This is a genomic window from Acinetobacter sp. Tol 5 (genome assembly GCF_019702905.1).
Taxonomy (GTDB): Bacteria; Pseudomonadota; Gammaproteobacteria; order Pseudomonadales; family Moraxellaceae; genus Acinetobacter; species Acinetobacter bereziniae.
In genome coordinates this window covers 3329425-3354266 of sequence record NZ_AP024708.1, presented here as the reverse complement: position 1 = coordinate 3354266, position 24842 = coordinate 3329425, and the positions used below count along the sequence as shown (strand labels likewise).

The 24842-nt window shown below is 37.8% G+C and carries 18 protein-coding genes and 2 pseudogenes; 9 read left to right on the top strand and 11 right to left on the bottom strand.

Going from position 1 to position 24842, the window contains the following annotated elements; genetic code table 11:
* Positions 1 to 158: 158 nt before the first annotated feature.
* From TOL5_RS15655 to TOL5_RS15645, 3 genes are all read right to left on the bottom strand, one after another.
* Entirely contained in the window at positions 159 to 1058 is a 900-nt protein-coding gene (locus tag TOL5_RS15655) for a LysR family transcriptional regulator (protein ID WP_009586481.1), read from the bottom strand.
* Between the two features lie 152 nt (positions 1059 to 1210).
* The gene (locus TOL5_RS15650) at positions 1211 to 1534 is read right to left on the bottom strand and encodes a hypothetical protein (protein ID WP_009586498.1); all 324 of its coding nucleotides are present in this window, start codon (positions 1532 to 1534) and stop codon (positions 1211 to 1213) included.
* Positions 1535 to 1597: 63 nt separating this feature from the next.
* A complete protein-coding gene (locus TOL5_RS15645) occupies positions 1598 to 2524 on the bottom strand; it encodes a LysR family transcriptional regulator (RefSeq protein WP_009586449.1) in 927 nt (308 codons plus the stop codon).
* A 645-nt stretch (positions 2525 to 3169) separates the two neighbouring features.
* On the opposite strand from TOL5_RS15645, the gene TOL5_RS15640 reads away from it, so the two are divergent.
* Positions 3170 to 3358: a heavy-metal-associated domain-containing protein gene (locus TOL5_RS15640; RefSeq protein WP_004828649.1), complete on the top strand. Its 189-nt coding sequence runs from the start codon at positions 3170 to 3172 to the stop codon at positions 3356 to 3358.
* Positions 3359 to 3933: 575 nt separating this feature from the next.
* On the opposite strand, the pseudogene TOL5_RS15635 reads toward TOL5_RS15640, so the two are convergent.
* The 5 genes and pseudogenes from TOL5_RS15635 to TOL5_RS15615 form a co-directional block, all read right to left on the bottom strand.
* Positions 3934 to 4579, bottom strand: a pseudogene (locus TOL5_RS15635) (IS982 family transposase).
* Positions 4580 to 4678: 99 nt separating this feature from the next.
* Positions 4679 to 5140, bottom strand: a complete 462-nt coding sequence (gene cueR, locus TOL5_RS15630) for a Cu(I)-responsive transcriptional regulator (protein WP_004828653.1) — start codon at positions 5138 to 5140, stop codon at positions 4679 to 4681.
* A gap of 17 nt (positions 5141 to 5157) precedes the next feature.
* On the bottom strand, positions 5158 to 7638 hold the full coding sequence (locus TOL5_RS15625; protein WP_221260495.1) for a heavy metal translocating P-type ATPase: 2481 nt from the start codon (positions 7636 to 7638) through the stop codon (positions 5158 to 5160).
* Positions 7639 to 8286: 648 nt separating this feature from the next.
* Positions 8287 to 9168, bottom strand: a complete 882-nt coding sequence (locus TOL5_RS15620; protein ID WP_151781126.1) for a copper resistance D family protein — start codon at positions 9166 to 9168, stop codon at positions 8287 to 8289.
* Positions 9169 to 9230: 62 nt separating this feature from the next.
* Positions 9231 to 9602, bottom strand: coding sequence for a copper resistance CopC family protein (locus TOL5_RS15615; protein ID WP_004828659.1), 372 nt, complete (start codon positions 9600 to 9602; stop codon positions 9231 to 9233).
* Positions 9603 to 9870: 268 nt separating this feature from the next.
* Here TOL5_RS15615 and TOL5_RS15610 point away from each other — a divergent pair, with 268 nt between their 5' ends.
* Positions 9871 to 12240, top strand: coding sequence for a heavy metal translocating P-type ATPase (locus TOL5_RS15610; RefSeq protein WP_151781127.1), 2370 nt, complete (start codon positions 9871 to 9873; stop codon positions 12238 to 12240).
* 303 nt (positions 12241 to 12543) lie between these two features.
* On the opposite strand, the gene TOL5_RS15605 is transcribed toward TOL5_RS15610, so the two are convergent.
* On the bottom strand, positions 12544 to 13920 hold the full coding sequence (locus TOL5_RS15605) for a heavy metal sensor histidine kinase (RefSeq protein WP_042085672.1): 1377 nt from the start codon (positions 13918 to 13920) through the stop codon (positions 12544 to 12546).
* Positions 13913 to 14593: a heavy metal response regulator transcription factor gene (locus tag TOL5_RS15600; RefSeq protein ID WP_004828666.1), complete on the bottom strand. Its 681-nt coding sequence runs from the start codon at positions 14591 to 14593 to the stop codon at positions 13913 to 13915. Before TOL5_RS15600 ends, TOL5_RS15605 begins: the two co-directional genes overlap by 8 nt.
* 154 nt (positions 14594 to 14747) lie before the next feature.
* Here TOL5_RS15600 and TOL5_RS15595 point away from each other — a divergent pair, with 154 nt between their 5' ends.
* Both TOL5_RS15595 and hfq read left to right on the top strand, forming a co-directional pair.
* Positions 14748 to 15014 (top strand): hypothetical protein, encoded by a 267-nt coding sequence (locus TOL5_RS15595; protein ID WP_010590876.1) that lies wholly within the window; start codon positions 14748 to 14750, stop codon positions 15012 to 15014.
* A 153-nt stretch (positions 15015 to 15167) separates the two neighbouring features.
* Positions 15168 to 15431, top strand: a pseudogene (gene hfq / locus TOL5_RS15590) (RNA chaperone Hfq); the annotation flags it as partial.
* A 270-nt stretch (positions 15432 to 15701) separates the two neighbouring features.
* Here the strand turns inward: hfq and TOL5_RS15585 are convergent.
* Positions 15702 to 16502 (bottom strand): undecaprenyl-diphosphate phosphatase, encoded by an 801-nt coding sequence (locus tag TOL5_RS15585; RefSeq protein WP_009586456.1) that lies wholly within the window; start codon positions 16500 to 16502, stop codon positions 15702 to 15704.
* Positions 16503 to 16817: 315 nt separating this feature from the next.
* On the opposite strand from TOL5_RS15585, the gene kdpA reads away from it, so the two are divergent.
* The 5 genes from kdpA (at position 16818) to TOL5_RS15560 (ending at position 24839) form a co-directional block, all read left to right on the top strand.
* Positions 16818 to 18542 (top strand): potassium-transporting ATPase subunit KdpA, encoded by a 1725-nt coding sequence (gene kdpA / locus TOL5_RS15580; RefSeq protein ID WP_151781129.1) that lies wholly within the window; start codon positions 16818 to 16820, stop codon positions 18540 to 18542.
* Between the two features lie 10 nt (positions 18543 to 18552).
* Positions 18553 to 20583: a potassium-transporting ATPase subunit KdpB gene (gene kdpB, locus TOL5_RS15575; protein ID WP_151781130.1), complete on the top strand. Its 2031-nt coding sequence runs from the start codon at positions 18553 to 18555 to the stop codon at positions 20581 to 20583.
* Positions 20584 to 20603: 20 nt separating this feature from the next.
* A complete protein-coding gene (gene kdpC / locus TOL5_RS15570; RefSeq protein WP_121774497.1) occupies positions 20604 to 21206 on the top strand; it encodes a potassium-transporting ATPase subunit KdpC in 603 nt (200 codons plus the stop codon).
* A 237-nt stretch (positions 21207 to 21443) separates the two neighbouring features.
* Positions 21444 to 24101 (top strand): sensor histidine kinase, encoded by a 2658-nt coding sequence (locus TOL5_RS15565; protein WP_121774498.1) that lies wholly within the window; start codon positions 21444 to 21446, stop codon positions 24099 to 24101.
* Between the two features lie 27 nt (positions 24102 to 24128).
* Positions 24129 to 24839, top strand: coding sequence for a response regulator (locus tag TOL5_RS15560; protein ID WP_004828685.1), 711 nt, complete (start codon positions 24129 to 24131; stop codon positions 24837 to 24839).
* The last annotated feature ends 3 nt before the right edge of the window (positions 24840 to 24842 follow it).

The window sequence follows — 24842 nt, the reverse complement described above, 5'->3', positions numbered from 1 at the left end:
CTTATTTTTAAACTATGAAAAATATCTCTTGGCTTTGATTAAATTCATGGTATCTACATCCTGTAGATTTTCTAAGTTGCCTCTCCATCGGGGAAGAAAGTTGGAAAAGGGGATGTTGAAATACAACTATAAAAGCGGCTATAAAAATTTATGCGAGATCAACCGAATTCTTGATCACTATTGGCAAAGCCAAATTTATGCAGCAGGTTTTGTTGCGTTTGTTGCATTTCTTTGATCAACCAATCTCTAAAGATCACTTTTCTGTTGTCTTCTTCAATTGAAGAGGAAGCCAATAAATAATAGGCTGAATCATCAAAGTGGAGATACTTTTCAACTTGAAAGAAATCGTGATCAAGTTCATGTTCAATCATAAAGCCAGAAACAATTGTTTGTCCTAAACCGGATAAACATGCCTCAATACATAAATAAAAGTGATCAAGCTCAATGGTGTTTAATTTTGAGATTTCAGGATATTCTTTCGCTAGGTAATTTTTAAACTTTGGACGTGATGAACTGAGTAACAAATTTGAGGCATTTTGTTGATTGGAATTCACCATAAACATAAATTCATCAATGATTTTGGTACTGAAAATATGATCACCCCAAGCAAAATCATTTCTTCGAATGGCAAGATCGATATCTTGATTTTGAAAATCTAGAGGTCCACCACCCGTTAAAAGGGTGATTCCAAAACCAAGATTTAACTCATTGAAGCTCACCATACGAGGAATAAGCCATTTCATCGAAATCGTGGGTTCACAAGAAATAATTAAATTATTGCTTTTATATTTTTGCTGTTTAATGCTAATGACACAATGATCAAGTTGATTAAACACATGTTGGCAACAATCTAAAAGAACTTTACCTTCTGCAGTCAAAATTAAAGATTTATTCTTTCTTTCAAATAAAGCAACATTCAGTAGATCCTCTAAATTTTTAATTTGTCGACTTACTGCGCTTTGAGTAACATATAGGCGTTCAGCCGCAATGGTTACACTTCCCTCAATCGCCACATAATAAAAAAACTTTAATGAATTAAGCGATAATCTTTCTATCATGTTAAAGGCTCTTGTAATCCATACATTGAATTAATTGATGTACTGATTGATGTAATCAAGTATTAGTACTTTATTTTAATGGATATTATAATTTTTTGTAATGTATCGCAATGTATTTAGTCGTAAAGATTAGTAAAAATCATCTATTTTATTTAATTTTTATCATGTTTACAGGCACATTTTCCATACATATGATATAAGAAAAGTGCGGGTGAATCCGTTAAGTGCACCTCATTTTGATCAATAAAATAGGTTTGATTCTTGTTTTGGTCTAATACAGTTAAAAATTTATTTTGCCGATCAATTACAATGCCATGAGTTGTTCTTTTAATATACTCAAAGTTTTTATCAAGATGACCCGTATTAAAAAAAACGGAGTCACCAATTTTAATTCGCCATTTTGAAATATCTTTGAGTAGACCACAATGTTTACAGGTCCACTTTTTGGTTTTGAATGAAATGTTGGGTTTAAGCATTAATTTTCTCCTTTTGATTATTTTCTCATATCTTAAATTTTTATTTAATTGAATAAATTTTTATTATTTTAATGATTTTATTGAATAATTAGGGTCTTTAACTAATTTTTTTTTAAGATAAGAAAATTTTTCTAAATTCAATTGTGTTTTATTTATCTCTTCAATTAACCAGTTTTTGAAAACAACTTTTCGATAGTCCTCTTCTAAAGGAGATGCTGATAGTAAATAGTAGGAAGAGCCATCATGAAATGGCTCTGTTATCGGCTCTAAGTTGCCATTATTTAAGTCTTTTTCGATCATGTATCCAGATACTATTGTTGAGCCTAAACCAGATAAGCATGCTTCGATACAAAGATAAAAATGATCAAGCTCTTTATAATTCAGCTGTGTGATCTTATCTCTAATATGATTGATCTTTAATAAAGTCCCCCAGAACTTCTGTCTCGAAGATGATATTAAAATGTTATTATTATGTTTGGTTGAATTTTTAACAAAGAACATGGTTTCATCCATGAGTTTGATGCTGTAAATATGTTCTTTCCAATTAATATCATCCCTACGTATGGCGATATCAACATTGCTAAAATTTACAGTTTTATCATTTGTGGTAATTTTTAAATCAAAACCACTGTTTAATTCATTAAAATCTTTTAATCTGGGAATTAGCCATTTCATACATAATGTGGATTCACAAGAAATTACCAGTTCTTTGATATTTTCCTTTTTATTGTCAAGACGAATAAGACATTTATCAATTTCATGAAAAATGCCTTGACAACAATTCAGAAGTAATAAACCTTCATTGGTTAACTCTAAGGTTTTACCTTTTCTGATGAAAAGAACCGTATTTAGATCATCCTCTAAGTTTTTTATTTGTCGACTAACCGCACCCTGTGTAACAAAAAGCTTTTCTGAGGCAATTGTCACACTTTCATACATCGCTACATAATAAAAAAACTTAAATGAGTTTAATGAAATCCTTTTAACCATTTAAGACCTTGCTCTATATTTGTGGGTTTTGAGGTTATATTTATATGAATAAACAGGATTAGTTTATATAGTGAAGTTATTCTTAGCAATCTTATTGATTTGATGATTAATCAAGTGTATGATTGAGAAAATGTAATACATTTTTTTATAACGATAAAAATTGATTTTTATTATTTTGCTCTTAATTTTTCATTACAAAAAATCATGTTTTTTATTGAATATAAGTAATGTGATGTTTTTTTACTTAAGTTGTTTCATTAGATTTATTAATTAGTTTTCCGTTTTGTGTTGATTGTTTTGAAAATTCTATAGGGTAAATTATGAGTGTTGTTGGTGATTTTTGAAATAATTTTCTAATGTTGTTTGGTTTTATTTTTGTGCAATTTTTTTATTTAAAAGCCGAATTTTATTTAAAAAATTATTTACATTTTTTTGAATTTTTTATTTATACACAATGCATCATTAAAAGGATAAAGATGACTTAAATATGAACAATCCATAAAGATAAATAAATACGTTTAATTAAAGTCATTCATCCTGATTATTTTAAAATTACAATGATCGTTAAAGAAATGATTTCAAACACTTGACCTTACAATAATGGCAACTTTTATCATGAGTTTACGATTAATTAAGGAGCCAAATATGGAATTCCATGTTGAAAATATGACCTGTGGTGCGTGCGTGCGCCGTATAGCAAAAGCGATTCAAACATTAGACGAGGACGCAGAAATTATCGCGGATACACCGAACCGTCATTTGAAAGTCAGTACAATCGTGACTGAAGAAGATGTAAGAGGGATGCTTGTTGAAATTGGCTATCCGGCACGATAAAATCTGAGGCATAAAAAAGCTACTCTGGTCAGTAGCTTTTTTTATATTTATTCACATAAACTAAAAATAACGTGAATTCGGCTTAAAGGATTTTAATTTAAGAGGAGCTAAAATCTGTTGAATTTCTGAGTTATCGTCTTTTACAAGTAGTAAAGCGTACAACAGAGCTCTTGCGTTAGTCAAAATTTTAGCAGCTGTGATCTTTGTTATATAGTTAATCTGTTGAAAAATTCATACAGTAGAATATCATTTCTGTTGATCAATAAAATTAAAGCGATCAATATATTGTTTGATGATATACGCCTTGCACTGCCACGCTTTAGCTCTAGAGTTTAAATTGTTTTGCGTAGGCGATACTTTACTTTTCAGAGATGAAAAGTAACAAAAATCTTCCGTTGAGCGAGGGGTACATCCTAATACCCCCGCTCAACATGGCGTCATCCATGTCGCCTCGTGATAGCAAGACTGTTTATGATTCAAAAGTACAAAATAAATGAATCATCCAAATCACTTGTATGAATAATCAGGCGGTTTGACTATATAAGGTATTGCATATAGCTAAATGACCCAAAAACCTACTTTCGCAATAGGTCTAACGTTAAAGCTGAAAATATCGTGGTTAGCAGTCCTATTTTTGATCGATGTCGTGTATGTTCAAGATCAAATTGACTTTTCATTAAATTAAATGGTGATTCAATAATGCCTCGCTTTCTTAATACCGCACGATCAAGTGGGTCTAAAGCTTGTGGCTTCATATTTCTTTTAATTCGTGTGATTAGTTGAACACCCATCTCAGTAAGACGAACTTTCCAATTTTCGCCAATATAACCACGATCACCAAACATTTTCCCCTTTAGTTTTGATGACTGAACTAAATCAGGTAAAACTTTACGATCATCCACGTTACCTGTTGTAATACAATAAGAAACGAATTGTCCAACATGGTCACAAATTAAATGTAATTTAAAGCCATAAAACCAATCTACTGAACTTTTTCCTCGACTGGCACTATCAGTTAATACACGATGTTGATTTATTCTTTTGTTATGGCATACAGCAAGTTTAGTAGAGTCAATGAAGGCGATTCCAACGGATGATACTTTTGAGCGCTCAATTTGTGTTGCTATGAGTGAACATATATTGCTTAATATCATCGGAAATATCTGAACAAAAATCATCAATTAAGCAAAAAAGTGATATAAGCTGTATATCTATAGGCATTTGAGGATATTCAGTTTTTGTCGTGATTAAATTGTGACTCAAATGCCTATTCTTTAACAGTTTTCTTATCTCGGATTCGGGTTAAAAATAGATGAAGATTTAAGCTTTGGATGTGCCAAGAGGTGACAGGGATAAAGTATCGTTATGGTGATGCACATCACTTATTTCGAGATCTGTTGTCTGCAATCCATCAAGAATAGGGCAGTCTGGTCGATGGTCGCCAGCACAACAATTGATTAAATTCTGTAAAGTCTCCGTCATTTTCTGCAATTCAAAAATCCGCAATTCCAGTTTTTCAATATGAGATTGTGCTAATTTTTTCACATCTGCACTTTGTCTTTTTTTATCATTCCATAAATCGAGAAGATCGGTAATTTCACTGACTGAAAAACCCAATGTTCTTGATTTTCTAATAAATTTTAAGCGCTCTACATCTTGGGCACTGTATGAGCGATAACCTGAATTATTGCGTCCGACAGCGGGAATTAAACCAATTTGTTCATAGTAGCGAATCATTTTGGCAGATATACCGACAGCTTTAGACAGTTTTCCAATGTTCATCTGAGTCTCCTTGGATGTTATTGTGCAGTCAACGTCGGGTTAAACCGACGTAAACGTAAAGCATTTCCTAAAACGAATACACTTGATAATGCCATTGCACCTGCTGCAAATATGGGTGATAAAAGAATACCGTAAGCAGGATAAAGCAGCCCTGCCGCAACGGGGATTAACAGAACGTTGTAAGCAAATGCCCAGAATAGATTTTGATGAATATTACCAATGGTTGCTTTGGACAATGCAATCGCATTGGCAACACCCTGTAAGTTTCCAGACATCAATACGACATCTGCGGATTCGATCGCAACATCTGTTCCTGTACCAATTGCAAGACCAACATCTGCTTCCGCCAAAGCAGGTGCATCATTGATACCATCTCCAACAAAAGCGATGTTGCCATGTTGTGCTTTTAGCTGTTTTATCGCGTCTACTTTTCCTTCGGGTAGGACTTCTGCGATCACTTGATCAATACCTAATTTTCTCGCGATGGCTTGCGCTGTACGCGCGTTGTCACCTGTGATCATCGCGACTTCGAGACCCAATTGGTGTAAGGCTTTAATTGCACTTGGTGTGGTGGATTTAATTGGATCAGCAACGGCAATAATACCGGCTAACTCGTGATCAATCGCAACATAAAGTGGAGATTTTCCCTCATCTCCTAAACGTTGTGCGGTATTTGCAAATGGTGAAATATCCACATTTAACTGAAGCATGTAACGATCTGCACCGACATGAATCGTATGCCCATCGATCGTTGCTAAAACGCCCATACCAGTGACAGAGTCAAAACTATCCACACGAGAGAGTTTAAGATTTTGCCGTTTTGCTGCATCGACGATTGCTTGCGCGATCGGATGTTCGGAACGCGACTCTACAGCTGCGACCAAACTTAAAACATGTTCATATTTGAAATTTTGAGTGACCTCAAAATCCGTTAATACGGGACGACCTTCTGTTAAAGTTCCAGTTTTATCTACAGCAACAATTTTAGAGTCTTTAAGCAGTTGTAATGCTTCACCTTTGCGGAACAACACGCCTAATTCAGCACCGCGTCCTGTACCCACCATAATTGATGTTGGTGTTGCTAAACCCATGGCACAAGGGCATGCGATAATCAAGACAGCCACAGCATTGACCAAAGCAAAAGTTAAGGCTGGTGATGGACCAAAAATAAGCCAGATTAAAAAAGTGAGTGTCGCTGCCAACATTACGGCAGGAACAAACCATAATGTGACTTTATCAACCACAGCTTGAATCGGCATTTTAGAGCCTTGTGCTTGTTCAACTAAGCGAATAATTTGAGCAAGCATGGTTTCACCGCCAACAGCAACAGCAGTAAAGGTCAAAGTACCATTTTGATTAATAGTACCCCCGACAACATCACTTTCAACCTTTTTCTCAACAGGAATAGATTCTCCAGTAATCATGGATTCATCAACGAAACTTTGCCCATCCACCACCTTACCATCGACTGGAATTCGTTCACCTGGCTTCACAATGATAAAGTCACCTACAACTACTTCATCTATAGGAATATCGACGACTTGATTGTTACGCGATACATGTGCGATTTTTGCTTGTAAATTGACTAAGCGTTGTATGGCTTCGGAAGTTCTTCCTTTTGCTTTTGCTTCGAGAAAACGACCAAGTAAAATCAAGGCAACGATAACAGCTGCCGCTTCATAATAAACGTTGACGGTGCCAGCGGGTAAAATCTGCGGTGCAAATGTTGCAACAAGAGAAAAAAGATAGGCCGCTAATGTACCTACAGCCACCAGTGAATTCATGTCTGGCGCAAAGCGAAACAGAGCAGGAAAACCATGTGCATAAAATCTACGACCTGGGATAACCAGTACTAACGTGGTCAGAATAAATTGTAGGTACCAACTATTTTGTATACCGATGGTTTGTGCAATCCAGTGATGCAGACTAGGGAAGATATGCGAACCCATTTCTAGTATAAAAACTGGGAGAGCAAGAACTGTCGCCAGTATTAAATCCCTTTTTAATTCACTACGTTCTTTATCTTTTTTCTCAAGATGCTGAGTTTGATTAGGAGCTGAATTTTGGATTTGTTTGGCATCATAGCCGGCTCGATCTATGGCGGCAATGAGTGCATCGACGCTGGCATGACCACTGACAGTTGCGCGCTCAGTCGCTAAATTCACAACCGCTTCTTTTACGCCATCAACTGCTTTTAATGCTTTTTCAACACGACTTACGCAGGAAGCGCAGGTCATTCCATCGATGGAGAATTCAATTTTTTCATCGATAACATCATAACCAACTTGTTCAACAGCTTGAATGAGCTGTTGACGTTGTATTGGTTTATCGAGTGAAATATCTGCGCGCTCTGTTGCTAAGTTTACGACAGCATCTTTTACACCATCCACTTTTTTAAGCGCAGTTTCTACACGACCCACACAACTGGCACATGTCATCCCCTCGATTTGTAAGTTCATTTTTAAATCAGAATCAGTACTATATGGAGAATTTGCCATCATTTATACCTTACTATTTTCTTGAATGATTTAATCCTAAACTCTTCCATCATGGGAAGGTCAAGCGAAATATAATCAATCTGTAGTAAAACTCATATCGTAAAATAGAATTTCTCTTGATCAATAAAATGAATGAGATGAATCTATTGTTTAAAAATATTTAGCTTTCGTTGCCATGCTTTACATCTAAAGTTTGAATAACGTTGTATAGATGATGTCTCACTTTGCCTAAGTCATTTTTTTGTTTAACCGCATTCTTATGCTGCAAACAAATCAGAGTTTGTTTTTGCTCATACACTCCCACTCAACATGACGATATCCATCTCGCATCACGATAGAATGCCCATCCATGCTTGCAAAAATAAATGAATCACTGAAGCATCTAACAACTTGTATAAAAACAGAAAGTTTATTGAATATGCATGATCGAAATAAAATTACTTATGTGAATCATCAGACGATTTGACTATTGTGTAAGATGTATCCTTAAAAATATAAGCCAAACAAGCTGATACTTTATTTAATATTTGGATGGGCTTTGGAACGAAGCAAGACTAAAGATGAGGCAATACAGTCTAAGAACAGTAAGTCTTGCATTTTGAAAAAAGCTAAGCAAAAAGTATGACAGGGTCAGTCCGTATAGGTCACTCATTCAATCCCGACGACTGTTGTAATATATGCCGTGGTAAACAGAATCATTAACCCAATCGACATTTCAAACAAAATGGCATAACCCAGATATCGTCCAAATTGAGGTTTGTGCAGTTGCGGGGTAAAAAACCATTTGTTAAATGCAGCGAGAAGTAATATACAACCAACAAACAAGATTTTGAGTATAAATCCATAGCCATAAGGGGTGCTGGTCAAGGTATCAATATCTTTAAATAAAAGCACCGCAACACTTGCACCACAAACAATTAAGATGCCCACAATAAATCCAGCAATCTGCCCAAATAAATGTGTACGGTCTTTCAAAGCAAGTCCTTCCAATTGACGGGTAGCTTTGAATAATGGATATAAAGCACCCATCCAAACGGAAATGAATAGTACATGAACTGTCAGTAGAATTTGAGCAAAAAAAGGTAAGTTTGCTGCATGCCCAGTTTGAGAAAAACTATAGGCAAGCGGTAGCAAGAATAGCCCAAATAAAAATCGTTCAAACATAGACGTCTGTGTGGTTTTTTGAGTGAAATTGATGAACAATAAAAGCAGAAGAACGAGAAAAATAAGGATACGTCCAATCAACATTTGACCAGTAGCTGTATTCAAGAGGATCTGGATATACGTCGTATTGAATATTCCAGCAAACCCTGAATCTGCAAAACTACCGACCAGAATGAAAAAACCAGCAATGCTAGAGATCAGCCCTAAACCTGCTCCAAAGCACATATATTTAAGAATGCTTTTTTTCAGTGAGATGAAACGATTAAATAACAAGTAACAAAATGCGCCACCTGTAATAAATGCCATGCTTAAATACAAAGTGACTTTGCTCAGCCAAGTTAATCCAATCCAATATTCAGAAATCATGATTTTCCCAAATCAATACGGTGCTAGAAATCTGCTGGTGTTTCATTGACGATTCAAATATTTTATTGGAGCGTGAAACTATACTCACCACTCATGTTATGCCCATCTTTGCCCATGGTTGTCCATGTCACAGTGTATTTTCCTTTTTTAAGATTTGGAACTGGAACATTAAAGGATTTTTTAAGGTCATGATTCACTTTGTAGTTCAATGAAATATTTTTTTGTTGAGCATCTATTAACTTAATGTTCATCAACATGACCTCTTCTCCAAAATTGAGAGTGAGGTTTTTAGGTTGATCCGTCACAGTTGCATTCATGGCTGGAACTGCGCTGAGTAATTTTACATGAGCAAGTGCGCTGGTTGCTTTGAAAAGCAGCGTAATACCAAGAAATATGCTGGATACTGTCGAGATTTTCTTTTGAAAAAAGCGCATATGAAACTTCCTATTAATAAGATAATGGTTAAGCAACCGTATCACCTCAGTCTCTACGATTGCTTAACTATTCAATTATTCAATATCCAAACATACAATAGTATGACTTTAAAATTACATTTCTGTTGTTTAGTAAAATTAAATAATGCGCGATGATAAATTGTCGGCTTGAACACTATTGAAGCCAACAACGTGTAGAAAGGAACATCTGTCACAACAATCGAAGTATTAAATTAAAGAGCATGTGAAAAAAATCACGGAGAGAAATATGGAACACGAACAAAAAGTGCAAACTATAGAAAACTCTATGAAAGACCCTGTTTGTAATATGAATGTAGATATAAAAAATGCGCTTCAGCATGATTTTGAAGGGAAAACGTATTATTTCTGCAGTGAGAAATGCCAATCAAAATTTAGCGCAGCTCCACATTTATACACCTCCAGCAATAAGGAAATACAACATCCTGTAGGACATGAAAAGGCAAGTCATTCACACCATTCTGCTCAGCCAAGTGAGAAGGATCAATCTCTTCAAAACTCCGCGACAATTTATGTATGTCCGATGCATCCTGAGGTTCGACAAGATCATCCAGGAAATTGTCCTAAATGTGGTATGACCTTAGAACCAGAATTGCCCACTTTAGAAAATGAAGATCATTCTGAATTAGAGGATTTTCAAAAGCGTTTTTGGTGGACCTTACCAATCACGATTATTGTTGTTTTTCTTGCTATGTTTGGTCATCAAGTGAACTGGTTTAAGATGTCGACGCAAAGTTGGATTGAGTTGGTTTTAACTTTACCTATCGTGTTTTGGGCAGGTCGCCCATTTTTTATTCGTTGTTGGCAGTCCGTTGTAAACCGAAATCCAAATATGTGGACATTAATTGGTTTAGGAACAGGTGCTGCATTTGTCTATAGTGTAGTTGCAACAATAGCTCCTCAGGTTTTTCCTGACTCTTTCGTTTCCATGGGGCGTGTATCGGTCTATTTTGAGGCAACTGCCGCAATCATTACACTGACTTTATTAGGACAGGTTTTAGAATTAAAAGCCCGTTCCCAAACTTCAGCCGCGATTAAATCATTACTTGGTCTTGCCCCTAAAACAGCAAGAAAAATCAATGCTGATGGAACTGAAGAAGATGTTGAACTGAGTTCTGTACACGTTGGAGATGTATTAAGAGTTAGACCGGGTGAAAAAGTACCCGTTGATGGCGTTATTGTAGAGGGACAAAGCTCTATTGATGAATCTATGCTGACTGGTGAACCTTTACCTGTCAATAAAAAAATTGGAGATCAAGTGATTGGAGCGACTTTAAATACAAGTGGCTCATTGATTATACGTTCAGAAAAAGTGGGTTCTGCGACCATGCTTTCCCAAATTGTGCAGTTGGTTTCGCAAGCTCAGCGATCAAAGGCACCGATGCAACGTATGGCAGATCAAGTTGCAGGAAAATTTGTCATGGTTGTGATTGGCGTATCGATTGCTACTTTCATCGGATGGGGGATTTTCGGACCTGATCCAAGTTGGGTATATGGTTTAATCAATGCTGTTGCTGTTTTAATTATTGCTTGTCCATGTGCTCTGGGCTTGGCGACGCCCATGTCCATTATGGTATCGACTGGAAATGGGGCGACAAAAGGTGTGTTATTTCGCGATGCTGCTGCAATTGAAAATTTACGTAAAGTCGATACCTTAATTATTGATAAAACAGGGACGCTCACTGAAGGGAAGCCGAGATTTGATCGTGTTATTGCCACAGAAGGTGTTTCAAGTGATGATGTATTACGTTTGGCTGCAAGTTTAGATCAAGGAAGTGAGCATCCTTTAGCCGAAGCCATAGTACACGCTGCCCGTGAACGAAATATTGAATTAACTACACCTGAATCTTTTGACTCTGACTCTGGTATCGGGGTGATGGGCAAAGTAGAAGGTTTGAGCTTAGCGCTTGGTAATACTGCTTTAATGCAACAGTTGGATGTTTCTGTTGATGTTTTAGTGTCTCAAGCAGAGAAATTAAGATCTGAAGGCGCTAGTGTTATGTATTTGGCAGCTGATGGGTATCTAATGGGGTTACTGGCAGTTTCTGATCCCATAAAAAGCAGCACGCCGGAAGCGATCGAAATTTTAAAGAAAGATGGCGTGATGATCGTAATGGCAACAGGCGATGGTATGACCACAGCTCGTGCAGTGGGGGTAAAACTGGGAATAGACCAAGTTTATGGCGAAGTTAAACCCGCAGATAAACTTGATTTGGTCAGTAAATTACAAAGTGAGGGGCGCATTGTTGCAATGGCAGGAGATGGCATTAATGATGCACCAGCCTTAGCAAAAGCTGATGTTGGCATTGCGATGGGAACAGGTACTGATGTTGCAATGAATAGCGCTCAAGTCACTTTGATTAAGGGTGATCTTAGAGGAATTGGGACTGCACGCGCACTTTCTGAAGCAACTGTCCAAAATATGAAGCAAAATTTGATGTTTGCTTTTCTTTATAATGCTTTGGGAATACCTATTGCCGCAGGAGCGCTTTATTTCTTTACAGGTTGGTTGTTGTCTCCAATGATCGCTGCGCTTGCAATGAGTTTGAGTTCTGCTTCCGTGATCGCAAATGCATTACGTTTACGGCTAAGTGCATAAAAAGTTCATATTCTGAGAGGTTGTTAAAACGTGTGCTGTAAAAAACCGTACTTGGTTTTTTACCCTATTGAGCGAGGGGAACTTACACCCTCGCCCAACAGGGCGACATCCATGTCGCCTTAGGTTAGAAAGACCATCTATGATTGAAAAATAAATCTCTAAAAGCGTCTAATCATTTTTATATAAGCATAAAGTTTATTGAATATGAATAATTGAAATCGAATCACTTCTATGAAGAATCAAATGGATTGACGATCTTGACCTATTGATTCGCAATTGTGATTGAAATGCATAGTCAAAGTATTAATTCTTAAAAATAATCGAAAAAATCACCAGCCCATCTCTAGATTCTGCATAAATCAGTGCGTTGTGCATATCCAATATTGACTTGGTGATTGCCAAGCCAAGCCCTGTGCCATCTTCAACTCTTTGACGAGATGCATCAGTCCGATAAAAGCGGTCAAATACACGTGATAATTGTTCTGGAGAGAGGGCAGGACCTTCATTTTCTATCGAAAATAAAGTATTTTCTGTTTGTTGTTGAAATTTAACACGAATGACTGAATTTGCTTTTCCATATTTAATCGCATTGGAAAATAAATTGCTTAAAGCACGGCGTAACATGGTTGGATCAGCATTGACTTTACCTGAACCTGATTGTTCAAAACGGATATTTTTTTCCGCAGCGAGCGCATCATAAAACTCAAATAATGCTTCGATTTCTGTAGCTAAATCAATCTGTTCAACTTTGGCTAAAGTTAAACCATTTTCTGCTTTTGCTAAAAACAACATATCCGAGACGATTCTTGCCAGATGTTCAAACTCTTCTAAATTGGAAAATAAAACTTCTTTATAGGCATCTATATCACGGCTACGAGAAAGACAAACTTGTGTTTGTGTCATTAAGTTGTTGATCGGAGTACGGATTTCATGGGCTAAATCTGATGAAAAGTCTGAGAGCTTTTCCAGCGCAAATTCCAAACGATCGAGCATTTCATTAAATGCAATGGTCAAAGGTTTTAATTCCAAAGGAGTATTTTTAAGTTCTAAACGAACAGAAAGATGTTGTGCTGAAATACTTTCTGCGACTTTCGCCATTCTTTGCACAGGACGTAAGCCTCGCCATGCGGCGTACCAACCCAAAAACATCAAACACAGTGTACCAATTAAACCGATATAAAACAGTTGGCGCCTAAACTCGTTTAAAAAGATTAAATGCTCGGAGGTGTCGATACCCACTAGAATTTGGGTAGATTGAACAATATTATTGCTTTTAATATTTTTTTTATAAATAAATCCACGATAGGTTTTATCTTGTACTTTCCATTCAATCCACGGATAGTGCTGAGATTTGGTGTTTTTCTGTGTGGCAATAATGGCATTGGTTGAACTAAAAATAATCTTACCTGTTGGTCGTTCAACTTGAACAATCAGATTATCATGCCCAATGAGTGCATCATTTAATGAGATGGACAGCTCAAACGAGTCCGTGGGGTTTTGCGCTAATAGGCTATGAATGAGTTGGATTTTTCCATCAAGTAACTTTTGGTCTTCTTTCTCAAAGTGCCGTGTGACGCCTTTATGGATGACTAATCCCATTGTCATTAGAATAGTAATGGTAGAAAAAGAAAAAATAATGGCAATTCTAAAACTTAAAGCATTAAACAGCCGATTACTCATCTTCTACCTCAAGCACATAGCCCATTCCGCGAACATTTTGAATCAGTTTCGGCATAAAATCTTGATCGACTTTATTTCTCAAACGTTTAATTGCAACTTCAACCACATTGGTGTCACTGTCAAAGTTCATGTCCCAAACTTGCGATGCGATGAGTGCTCGAGGAAGAATTTCTCCGCGTCTGCGCATGAATAATTCCATCAGTGCAAATTCTTTTGCAGTGAGATCAATACGTTGTCCTGCGCGGGTAACACGACGTTTTCTTAAATCTAGCTCAAGATCTGCAATCCGAATTAAGTTACTGTCTTCTCTTTGTTGTCCACGACGAAGCAGACTTTTAATACGTGCTAATAATTCTGCAAAGGCAAAAGGTTTAACCAAATAATCATCTGCACCTAGATCCAGTCCTTTAACTCGGTCTTCAATTTGATCACGTGCGGTTAAAAACAAAATAGGCATGGTTTTTCCGCTTTTACGGACATCATGAATGATATGCCAACCATCTAGCTCTGGCAGCATGACATCTAAGATAATAAGGTCATATTCTTCGTAAAGCGCTTGATGTCTGCCCATGCGTCCATCTGTGACCCAATCAGTCATATAACCAGCTTCAGATAAACCTTGTTTGAGATAATCACCAGTTTTTTGTTCATCTTCGACCAATAAAATTCTCATTGTAATTTCCTCAAGTGCCTATCTCATTCGGTGTCATCATAACGTTATAAAAGCAAATATGCCCATGAATGACATAAATGTCATTTTCATGTCATCTTGAAGTTTGAGTCACTGTCTTATTGTAGAGCGAATCAAAGCCAACTTGGGTGACAAAATGCAAAAAATATTCAGTAAAAGTGTAATGGTATTCATGTGTATAGGTGCATTAATCGGCACTACACAAACTTGGGCACATGGTGATGAACATAAAACAGCTGACGGTAAAACTACAGTAAAAAAACAGGAGAAGTGTAAAGAGCCTTGTAAACCAACCAAGGAAAGTAAAACTCAAAAAAATGATCATTCACAACATCAGCATGGAAACTCGACTGATATGTCGAAAATGGATCATTCAAAAATGTCAAATAAAACTTCTAAATAATCCAATGAAAATCGGGATGCAATACTGAGACATGAGTAGGAGCTTACACGCTATGGTCTAGTTTTGAACAACATAATGTGTGGGCTTCATGGATGAATAGTTTTAACAACTTAGTCGAGTCTGATCCCTATTTTTAATTTTGGAGTTGAAAAAATGTCAAAAAATCAAAGTTTACAAGATCCCTTTTTGAATGCACTTCGAAAAGAGCATATCCCTGTTTATATTTTCTTAGTCAATGGAATTAAACTACAAGGGCATATTGAGTCCTTTGATCCTTATGTTGTTTTGCTAAAAAATACCATGGGGCAAATTCAGATTATATATAAACACTCGATTTCTACTGTATTTCCAACACGCAATCCACGTCCTAATATTGGCGTTTATTTGTCTCAATTTGGTGCTCGATATGGTTTTGGTCGTCCAGATGATTTGGAGGATGAAACTCAATATGAAGCGTTTTCACAAAATGAAATGAATGCTCATAGTCAGGAATAATGAGCGCGAATGACCTTATGCCTTATAGAATTTTCATGTTGACCATGTTCAATGATTTAAAGTGTTCAAGATATTTCTAAACTATTTAGGGAATTTAAACTTAAAAAAAAGACCCACAGTGAATGTGGGTCGATAGAGGTAGGGCAAAATCATAACAACCAGATCATAGCCAGTTCAAACGATTTAACTTTTTTATAAAAATACAATCAATAAAATAATACCCAATACAACACGATACCATGCAAAGACTCTTAATGTATGTTTTTCAACAAATTTTACCAAAGCTTTTACCACCAAAATAGCGGCAATAAATGCAGCAACAAAGCCTACTGAAATATTCATCAGATTATCAGACGTTAAAACATCAGCATTACGAATTAAATCATAGGTTGCAGCACCTAACATGGTTGGCATTGCCAAGAAAAATGAAAATTCAGTGGCTGCTTTTCGTGATAAGCCCGATAACATTCCGCCAATAATCGTTGCACCAGAACGTGAAGTTCCAGGGATCATGGCAACGCATTGTGCAAAACCCACCAAAATAGCTTGTTTCAAGGTGATGTCAGTGGCTTCTATGGTTTTTGGCTCAAACTTTCTGGCTTCAACGGCAAAAATAATCAAACCGCCAATAATTAAAGCAAAAGCAACAACTAGGGGGCTAAACAACACCTGTTTAATAAAGTCAACAGCAAGTACGCCAATCACCACAGCGGGTATAAAGGCAACCAAGACATTAATTGTAAAATGTCTGGCATGTACATCACCTGAGAAAAAGCCACGTACTAATTCGATGATTTTTTGACGGTATAACCAGCATACAGCCAAGATTGCCCCGAGTTGGATCACCACTTCAAATACTCGACCTGAATCTGAGTGGAAGTCGATCAAATGCCCAAATAGAATTAAGTGACCAGTACTGGAAATCGGTAAAAACTCGGTCAGACCCTCAATAAGCCCCAAAAACAAAGCTTTGAATAGTTCAAAATTTTCCATAAATGAAATAAGCAAGAATTTAAAAAATTGAACCTTTTTAATGTATTTAACGCTACTTATAAATGAAAAAAGACAAAATTTTACGAAATTTTTACGCAGTTGATCTGACCGTGAATAGAGAGTTTACGGGCTATTTTCCGATACTGAGAAATGGAATATCCCAGTGTTTAGGATGGAAAAGATGAGTGCTAAATATATAGCGCATCAACAAGTACAGCATCCAAAAATATGCTTACGACAAAAACTTAAAAAACATGCCCAAATTAATAGGATTGGCATGTCTCAGCTCAGTCTTTCAAACCAAGGAGCAAGGTCATGTTAGAGTTTATTTTGCTCTTGGTCATTGTGACTGCACTGGCTTATCCCTTAGGAAAGTATCTTGCATGGATTATGCAGAATCGCAAGATGAAAATTGACCCACTGTTCAATTGGATTGAAAAGCCGATTTATGCGCTATTGGGGACAGACCCTAATCAGGGGATGAATGTTAAAACCTATTCACTGAGTTTTGTGATCAGTTGTTTGGTGATTGGATTGATCACTTGGTTGTTGTTTATGTTCCAAGCCAGTCTGCCACTAAACCCAAATCATGCACCTAATATGTCATGGGATTTGGCACTGCATACGATGGTTTCATTCCTAACCAATACCAACCAACAGCATTACTCTGGTCAAAGCCAATTGTCATATTTGTCTCAGATGGTGGGGATCGTTGGTTTGCAAATCATCACTCCAATGATGGGGTTGGCGATGGTTGTTGCAACAGTCCGTGCTTTATTCTCTTTACCAACAAATGATTTTTCCACAGCAGATCATTCAATACCATTTAACAGTAAAGTTCAAAAAATAAATGTCGGGAACTATTGGGCAGATGTGATTCGCCCTACATTTCGTTTTTTGATTCCGTTGTGTATGGCGTGGTCATTGTTATTGAATAGCCAAGGCGTTCCAGCAACCTTTCAAGGTGGTCCAGACGTTCAAGTAGTAGATCAATCCACTGAATTAAAAACACAAAAAATTCCTTTAGGTCCTGTTGCACCGATGGTTGCCATTAAGCAACTGGGTAGTAATGGGGGAGGATGGTATGGACCAAACAGTAGTGTGCCATTAGAGAATCCAACACCACTTTCGAATTTTTTAGAAATGATTGCCATTTTACTGATTCCAGTCTCTGTTATTTTCATGTTGGGTTTTTTCACCAAACGCGCAAAATTTGCAGGCTTTGTCTTTGGTTCAATGCTGTTCATGTCCGTTCTTTCTGCGACCATTGCGATTTGGTCTGAAAGCCTTTCTTCTACGGCATCACAACTCTATGCAATGGAAGGAAAGGAACTACGTTTTGGTGAAGCATCTTCCGCACTTTGGGCAGCAGTGACCACACAAGTCAACAATGGATCAGTGGATATGATGCATGACTCGGCATCCCCTTTAACAGGTCTAGTGGCGCTCGCCAACATGCTGATAAATGCCATCTGGGGTGGGATTGGTTGTGGTTTACAGCAATTCATTATTTATCTGTTTTTGGCTGTCTTTATCGCAGGTTTAATGACAGGACGTACTCCTGAATTATTCGGACGTAAGATTGAAGCAGGCGAAATTAAATTATTGGCAGTGGTGATTTTGATTCAACCCATTGTGATTCTCACTTTAACTTCAATTGCTTTATTTTTCCCTGAATTGACGGGTAACAGTAATCCACAATATCACGCGGTTTCCCAAGTCCTGTACGAATATGTTTCTGCTTTTGCCAATAATGGTTCTGGTTTTGAAGGCTTGGCAGACAATACGGTGTGGTGGAATGTCACATGTGTCATTGCTTTACTACTTGGTCGCTTTCCGACTTTAATCATACCGCTCATTATTGCTGCACGTTTGGCTGCTAAACGTCAAGCGCCTGAAAGCAAAGGCAGTTTAAAAGTTGAGACCCCAACATTTGCTTTTACGCTGATTGCCATTGTGGTGATGTTGACCTTATTACAATTTATGCCAGTCCTAGTCTTAGGACCGATTGCTGATCATCTGTTATTGGTACAAGGTTAGGGTGAATCAAATGAATCCTTCAAAACAATTGAATACAAATAAATCTTCTACGCTTTTTCAAGCTGAAGCTTGGAAGAATGTATGGGTTAAATTACTCCCACAACATGCGATAAAAAATCGTGTTATGGCAATCGTATGGCTGGGTACGATCATTACTTTGATCAGTACAGTGATGGGCAAAGCAAATGTGTTATTTGGTCTATCAGTCACCTTGATTTTATTTATCACCGTACTTTTTGCCAACTATGCCGAAGCAATTGCGGAAGCGAAGGGGAGAGGTCAAGCCTCTTCGTTACGACAAGCTCGCCAAAATTTGACCGCACGACGACTCAAATCTAAAACAGATACAGAGGGTGAGCAGATTGCAGCAACCCAATTAAAAATGAATGATTTGATTGAAGTTCGTGCAGGTGAATTGATTCCAGCGGATGGAGAAATTATTGAGGGCTTTGCCACCATCAATGAAGCTGCGGTAACTGGGGAGTCTGCACCTGTGTTACGTGAAGCAGGAACAGACAAGTCTGGCGTGATCGGCGGAACTAAAGTTTTAACTGATCAGATCATTGTACAAGTTACAGCCGAATCTGGGCATAGTTTCCTTGATCGTATGATTGCATTGGTCGAAGGTTCCAATCGACAAAAAACACCGAATGAAATTGCATTGGGTATTTTACTGACCGTCATGACTGTAACTTTTATCGTGGTGGTGCTCAGTTTACCGTTTATTGGACATTTCTTAAAAATCGAAATCAATCCGATTGTATTAGTAGCATTGCTGGTGTGCTTAATTCCCACCACGATTGGCGGATTATTGCCAGCAATTGGAATTGCTGGGATGAACCGAGCATTAAAAGCCAATGTGATTGCGAAATCAGGTAAAGCCGTTGAAGTTGCAGGTGATGTGGATGTGTTGCTGTTGGATAAAACAGGAACGATTACTTATGGCGACCGTCAAGCAACAGCTTTTTATCCTTTAGTCGGTGTAACTGAATCAGAACTTCGTCAAGCTGCCATATTAACATCGCTTGCAGATCCTACGCCCGAAGGAAAGTCAGTGGTTGCCTTGGCAAAAGAGTTGGGGGAACGTGTGAGCGAACCTGAGCATGCTGCGTTTATTGCCTTTAGTGCATCAACACGCATCTCAGGCATAGATTTAAGTGATGGACATCAAATTCGTAAGGGAGCATTGGATGCAATTCTTCAATTTGCATCACAGCGTCTAGAAAATCATAGTGAGTTAAAAACCCGTGTAGAGCAGGTGGCATCCAAAGGTGCAACGCCACTGGTCGTTGCAAAAAACAAAAATATTCTTGGGGTCATTGAACTTTCTGATGTGATTAAGCAAGGAATCAAGGAAAAGTTTGCACGTTTGCGTGAAATGGGAATCAAAACTGTGATGGTTACAGGGGATAACCCACTGACTGCAGCTGCAATCGCAGCAGAAGCTGGGGTAGATGACTATATTGCAGAAGCCAAACCTGAAGATAAGTTAAACTGTATTCGTGCTGAGCAAAATAAAGGGCATTTGGTTGCTATGGTCGGGGATGGTACCAACGATGCGCCAGCATTGGCGCAAGCGGATATTGGTCTGGCAATGAATTCGGGAACACAGGCTGCCAAAGAAGCCGGAAATATGGTGGATTTGGATTCAGACCCAACCAAGCTTTTGTCTGTCGTTGAGATCGGTAAACAGCAACTGATTACCCGAGGTGCTTTGACCACATTTTCATTGGCGAATGATGTGTCCAAATACTTTGCTATTTTACCTGCATTATTTGTGGCAGCCATTCCTCAAATGAATAGTTTGAATGTCATGCATTTGGGCAGTTCTGAAAGTGCCATACTTTCAGCACTCATTTTTAATGCCATCATTATACCGTTATTGATTCCAATTGCTCTACGAGGGGTAAAGTTTAAACCTGCAACTTCTACCCAATTGTTACGCCGTAATATGCTGATTTATGGTGTTGGTGGTGTGCTTCTGCCCTTTATTGCAATTAAATTGATTGATTTGATGATCAGTCCATTGCTTGCACTGTAAACTGAGAGAGGAATATGCAAATGAATACTGAAACGCATCAAAATGTTGACTTATCATTATCCAGTTTAATTCGTGCTTCATTTGGTTTGACACTCGTCGCTTTGGGGCTATGCGGTTTTGTCTATAGTTCTGCGGCTACTGGGCTTGGGCAACTGATTTTCCCTGAACAAGCCAACGGAAGTCTGTTGATTGAAAAAAATCATGTATTGGGCTCTCGTCTAGTCGCACAGCCTTTTCAACAAGCGCAATATTTCCAAGCTCGACCATCGGCTGCACACTATGATCCCATGAACATGGCAGGGAGTAATATGGCAAGAACCAATCCTGACTTACATCATATTGTTGCGGAACGCTTGGATAAAATTGCTCAGCAAGAACATGTTGAAAAATCAAAAATTCCTGCGGATTTAGTGACTGCTTCGGGAAGTGGTATTGATCCTGAAATTAGTGTTCAGTCTGCAATGATTCAGGTTAAGCGAGTTGCCAAAGCACGTCATTTAACTGAAGAAAATGTAGTGCAATTTGTTGAGGAATATACCACTCAAGCTACTTTTGGAATTTTAGGGCAGCCACGAGTCAATGTTCTAGAATTAAATTTAGCGTTGGATCAGCTTGGAAAATAATCCACTAGATTGCCAAGTTTATTATTGGATCGGTTATTTTTAGAGGCTGTACAGGATGTGATAAAAATTTAATTGAGCATTTGATTTTTATCGCATTCTGCTTCAATGTTTTCTTGTATTCTAAACTTGAAAAGACAGCATAAAATAGATACCAATAGCATGATAAGTAAAGCAAACTGATTTAATCACATTTAAAAAGGATGGCATCACTGCCAATATTTGGAAGACACTAGCGCTATGGTAGATGATCGAAATAATAAAGCAGATGTCTTGTTACAACATACCCAACGCTATCAATCTGGACGACTCACCATCTTTTTGGGGGCTGCTCCGGGTGTTGGCAAAACCTTTGCCATGTTGGTGCGTGCGCATGAATTAGCCTTACAGGGCAACAATATTGTAATTGGTTATGTTGAAACACATGGTCGAGTCGAAACAGAAAACTTGCTTGCAGGCTTGAAAATTATTCCACGCAAAGTCATTGAATATCAAGGGCATCAGCTTGAAGAAATGGATTTGGATGCTGTTCTTGCAACCAAACCCAGTATTGCTTTAGTGGATGAGTTTGCCCATAGCAATATGCCAAATAGTCGCCATGAAAAGCGTTGGCAAGACATCAATGAATTGTTGGATGCAGGCATTGATGTTTTTACCACCATGAATATTCAGCATTTGGAAAGTTTAAATGATGTGGTATTTCAAATTACAGGGATTCGTGTGGCTGAAACAGTCCCAGATCGTGTATTTGAGCGTATTCGAGATATTCGTTTAATTGATTTACCTGTAAGTGAGTTACTTGAGCGTTTAAATCAAGGTAAAGTTTATGTCCCTGAACAAGCACAACAAGCATTACAGCGCTTTTTCAATCATTCCAATCTGACAGCTTTACGTGAATTGGCGATGCAAACCGTTGCCAGCCATGTCGATAGCGATGTTCGAGAAAATTTTTCGATACAGGGACTAGTTCCCATTCCATTGAAAAACCATATTCTGATTATGTTAGATGGTGGAGGACATGCAGAGGCTTTAGTTCGGGCAGGTTGTCGTATAGCTGAAAATCGTCAAGCACATTGGACTGTGGTGGCATTTTCAGAAGATTCTCAAATTCATCATAAATCTGAAAATTCTCAGCGTCGTGAGATCGAAAGCGCCTTAAATTTGACCCGTCAATTGGGCGGAATGACAGAAATTCTCTATGGTAAACAACATGCAAAAACGCTGTTTGATTATGTGATTGATCGGGGTATTTCGACATTGGTACTCACCCAACCTAAGGCAAAGAGCTTTCAATTCCATTTAAAATTTAAGCAGAATTTTGTAGATCAATTATTAAAATATCAACCGAGTTTTGAACTCAGTATGGTGCCGATTGTTGCAGAAAATAAACCATATTCTACGATTCTTGAACAAAGTCGGTTTTTAAATCTAAGAGAAATATTTTACGTTTTATCGACGACGGTGATGAGTATTTTCATTGCGAGTCTAGGTGAAAAATATTTAGGTATTGAAGAGCTGTCGGTGATTTTTATTACTGCGGTGGTTTTTGTTGCATCGAAAACACGCATGTTGGCGGCGGTTTTTTCAGCGATTCTATTTTTCTTGGCGTATAATTTTTTCTTTATTACACCAAAGTTTACTTTTCAGATTTCAGCACATCAAGGCGTGATTACTGTGGTCGCTTTTCTGGGTGCTGCTTTAATTTCCAGCCGTTTGGCTTCACGTTTAAAAGAACAAGTTGTCGCGTTAAAAGCGGCAAATAGTTATAACAGTATTATGCAGGATTTGGGACAAAAGCTTTCTGTCGCCGTAGATTTGAAGCAGGTTCAAGAGATTGCAGAAAATAGCCTAAGTAAAAATTTAAATGCTGAAATCTGGTTTTATTTTCCAGGTTTGTCTGCTGAAGTAAGTCCTTTATTGACCATCAGCGATAAAGAGAAAATTTCAGCAGATTGGACCTTTAAAAATCATCAACCTTCAGGACGATTTACTCAAACTCTAACTGAAAATGACTGGTGGTTTTTGCCCTTGTTGGCATCTAAACAATGTTTAGGCGTCGTTGGAATCAAGTTTCCCAAGCATTTATCCGTTTTAAATACTGAGCAAAAGCAATTAACCGAAACAATGATTGAATATATTGCTCAAGCAATTTCTCGAACTCAACTGAGCAAAGCATTGGAAATTGCCAATATTAATTCGGAAACTGAAAAACTGCGCTCAGCTTTGCTTTCATCGGTGTCACATGATTTACGCTCGCCATTAGCGTCTATGATTGGTGCAGCAGATACTTTGACCAATTACCGTCATTCTATGGATGAACAAGATCAGGACAGTTTATTGGAAGCCATCCGTTTAGAAGGTGAACGTTTAGACCGTTATATCCAAAATTTACTCGATATGACGCGTTTAGGACATGAGGGTCTTAGTCTTAAACGGGATTGGATTGGTGTAGATGAGTTAATTGGTTCAGCAGTGCGTCGTTTAAAACGCTATATGCCACACAGTCTCGTTGAAGTACATTTACCTGAGCAGAGCTTAAGTTTATATGTTCATGCCGCACTGATTGAACAGGCTATTTTCAATGTACTTGAAAATGCTGCTAAGTTTTCGCCAGAACATAAAGCAGTATGTATCGACGTTGTACAATGTAGTGAAAATGAAATTGAAATTGCAATCAGTGACCAAGGACAGGGTATTCCTGAAGATGAGCGTGAGCGAATTTTTGATATGTTCTACACCATGGAGCGTGGTGATCGAGGACAATATGGTACAGGGCTTGGATTAACAATTGTCAAAGCGATTATTGGCGCACATATGGGTAAAATTATGGCTTCTTCTGCGAAGCATAATCAAGGGACATGTATTCGTATGCAACTCCCGATCCAGCAAATTGGATAATCTTGCTTTTTGATTTAAGGAAATATCATGCCAGAGCAAAATGTATCAACAAGCTCGATGACCAATGTATTGATTATTGATGATGAAACACAGATTCGTAAATTTTTAGATATTGCACTTCGTGCTCAAGGCTATAAGACACTATTGGCTGAAAATGGTCAAAAGGGCTTGGAAATTTTAGCTTTGCATGGTGCAGATTTGGTGATTCTTGATCTTGGTTTACCTGATCTAGATGGTGCAGAAGTATTGGCAGAGTTAAGAGTCTGGTCACATGTGCCTGTCATTGTATTGTCTGTACGTTCAAGTGAAGAAGAAAAAGTGAAGTTATTGGATGCTGGAGCCAATGATTATGTGACAAAACCTTTTAGCGTACAGGAGCTGATGGCGCGAATACGGGTGCTGCTTCGCCAATATCAAAATGTGGCTGTGGAGTCTGCTTGTTTTGATGATGGGGTGCTAAAAATTGACTTTGCACATCGACAAGTATTTTTAAACCAACAATTGATTTCGTTGACCCGTAAGGAATATCAATTGTTGACCCTATTGGCCCAGCATAAAGGGCAATTGATTACTCAACCGCAAATTTTAAATGATTTGTGGGGACCTACTCATCAAGAAGACACACACTATTTAAGAATTTTAGTGGCAAAACTACGAGGCAAACTGAATGATAACGCTGTTCAACCCACATATATTGTCACCGAGCCAGGTGTAGGACTGAGGTTTTTAGGACAATAAGCA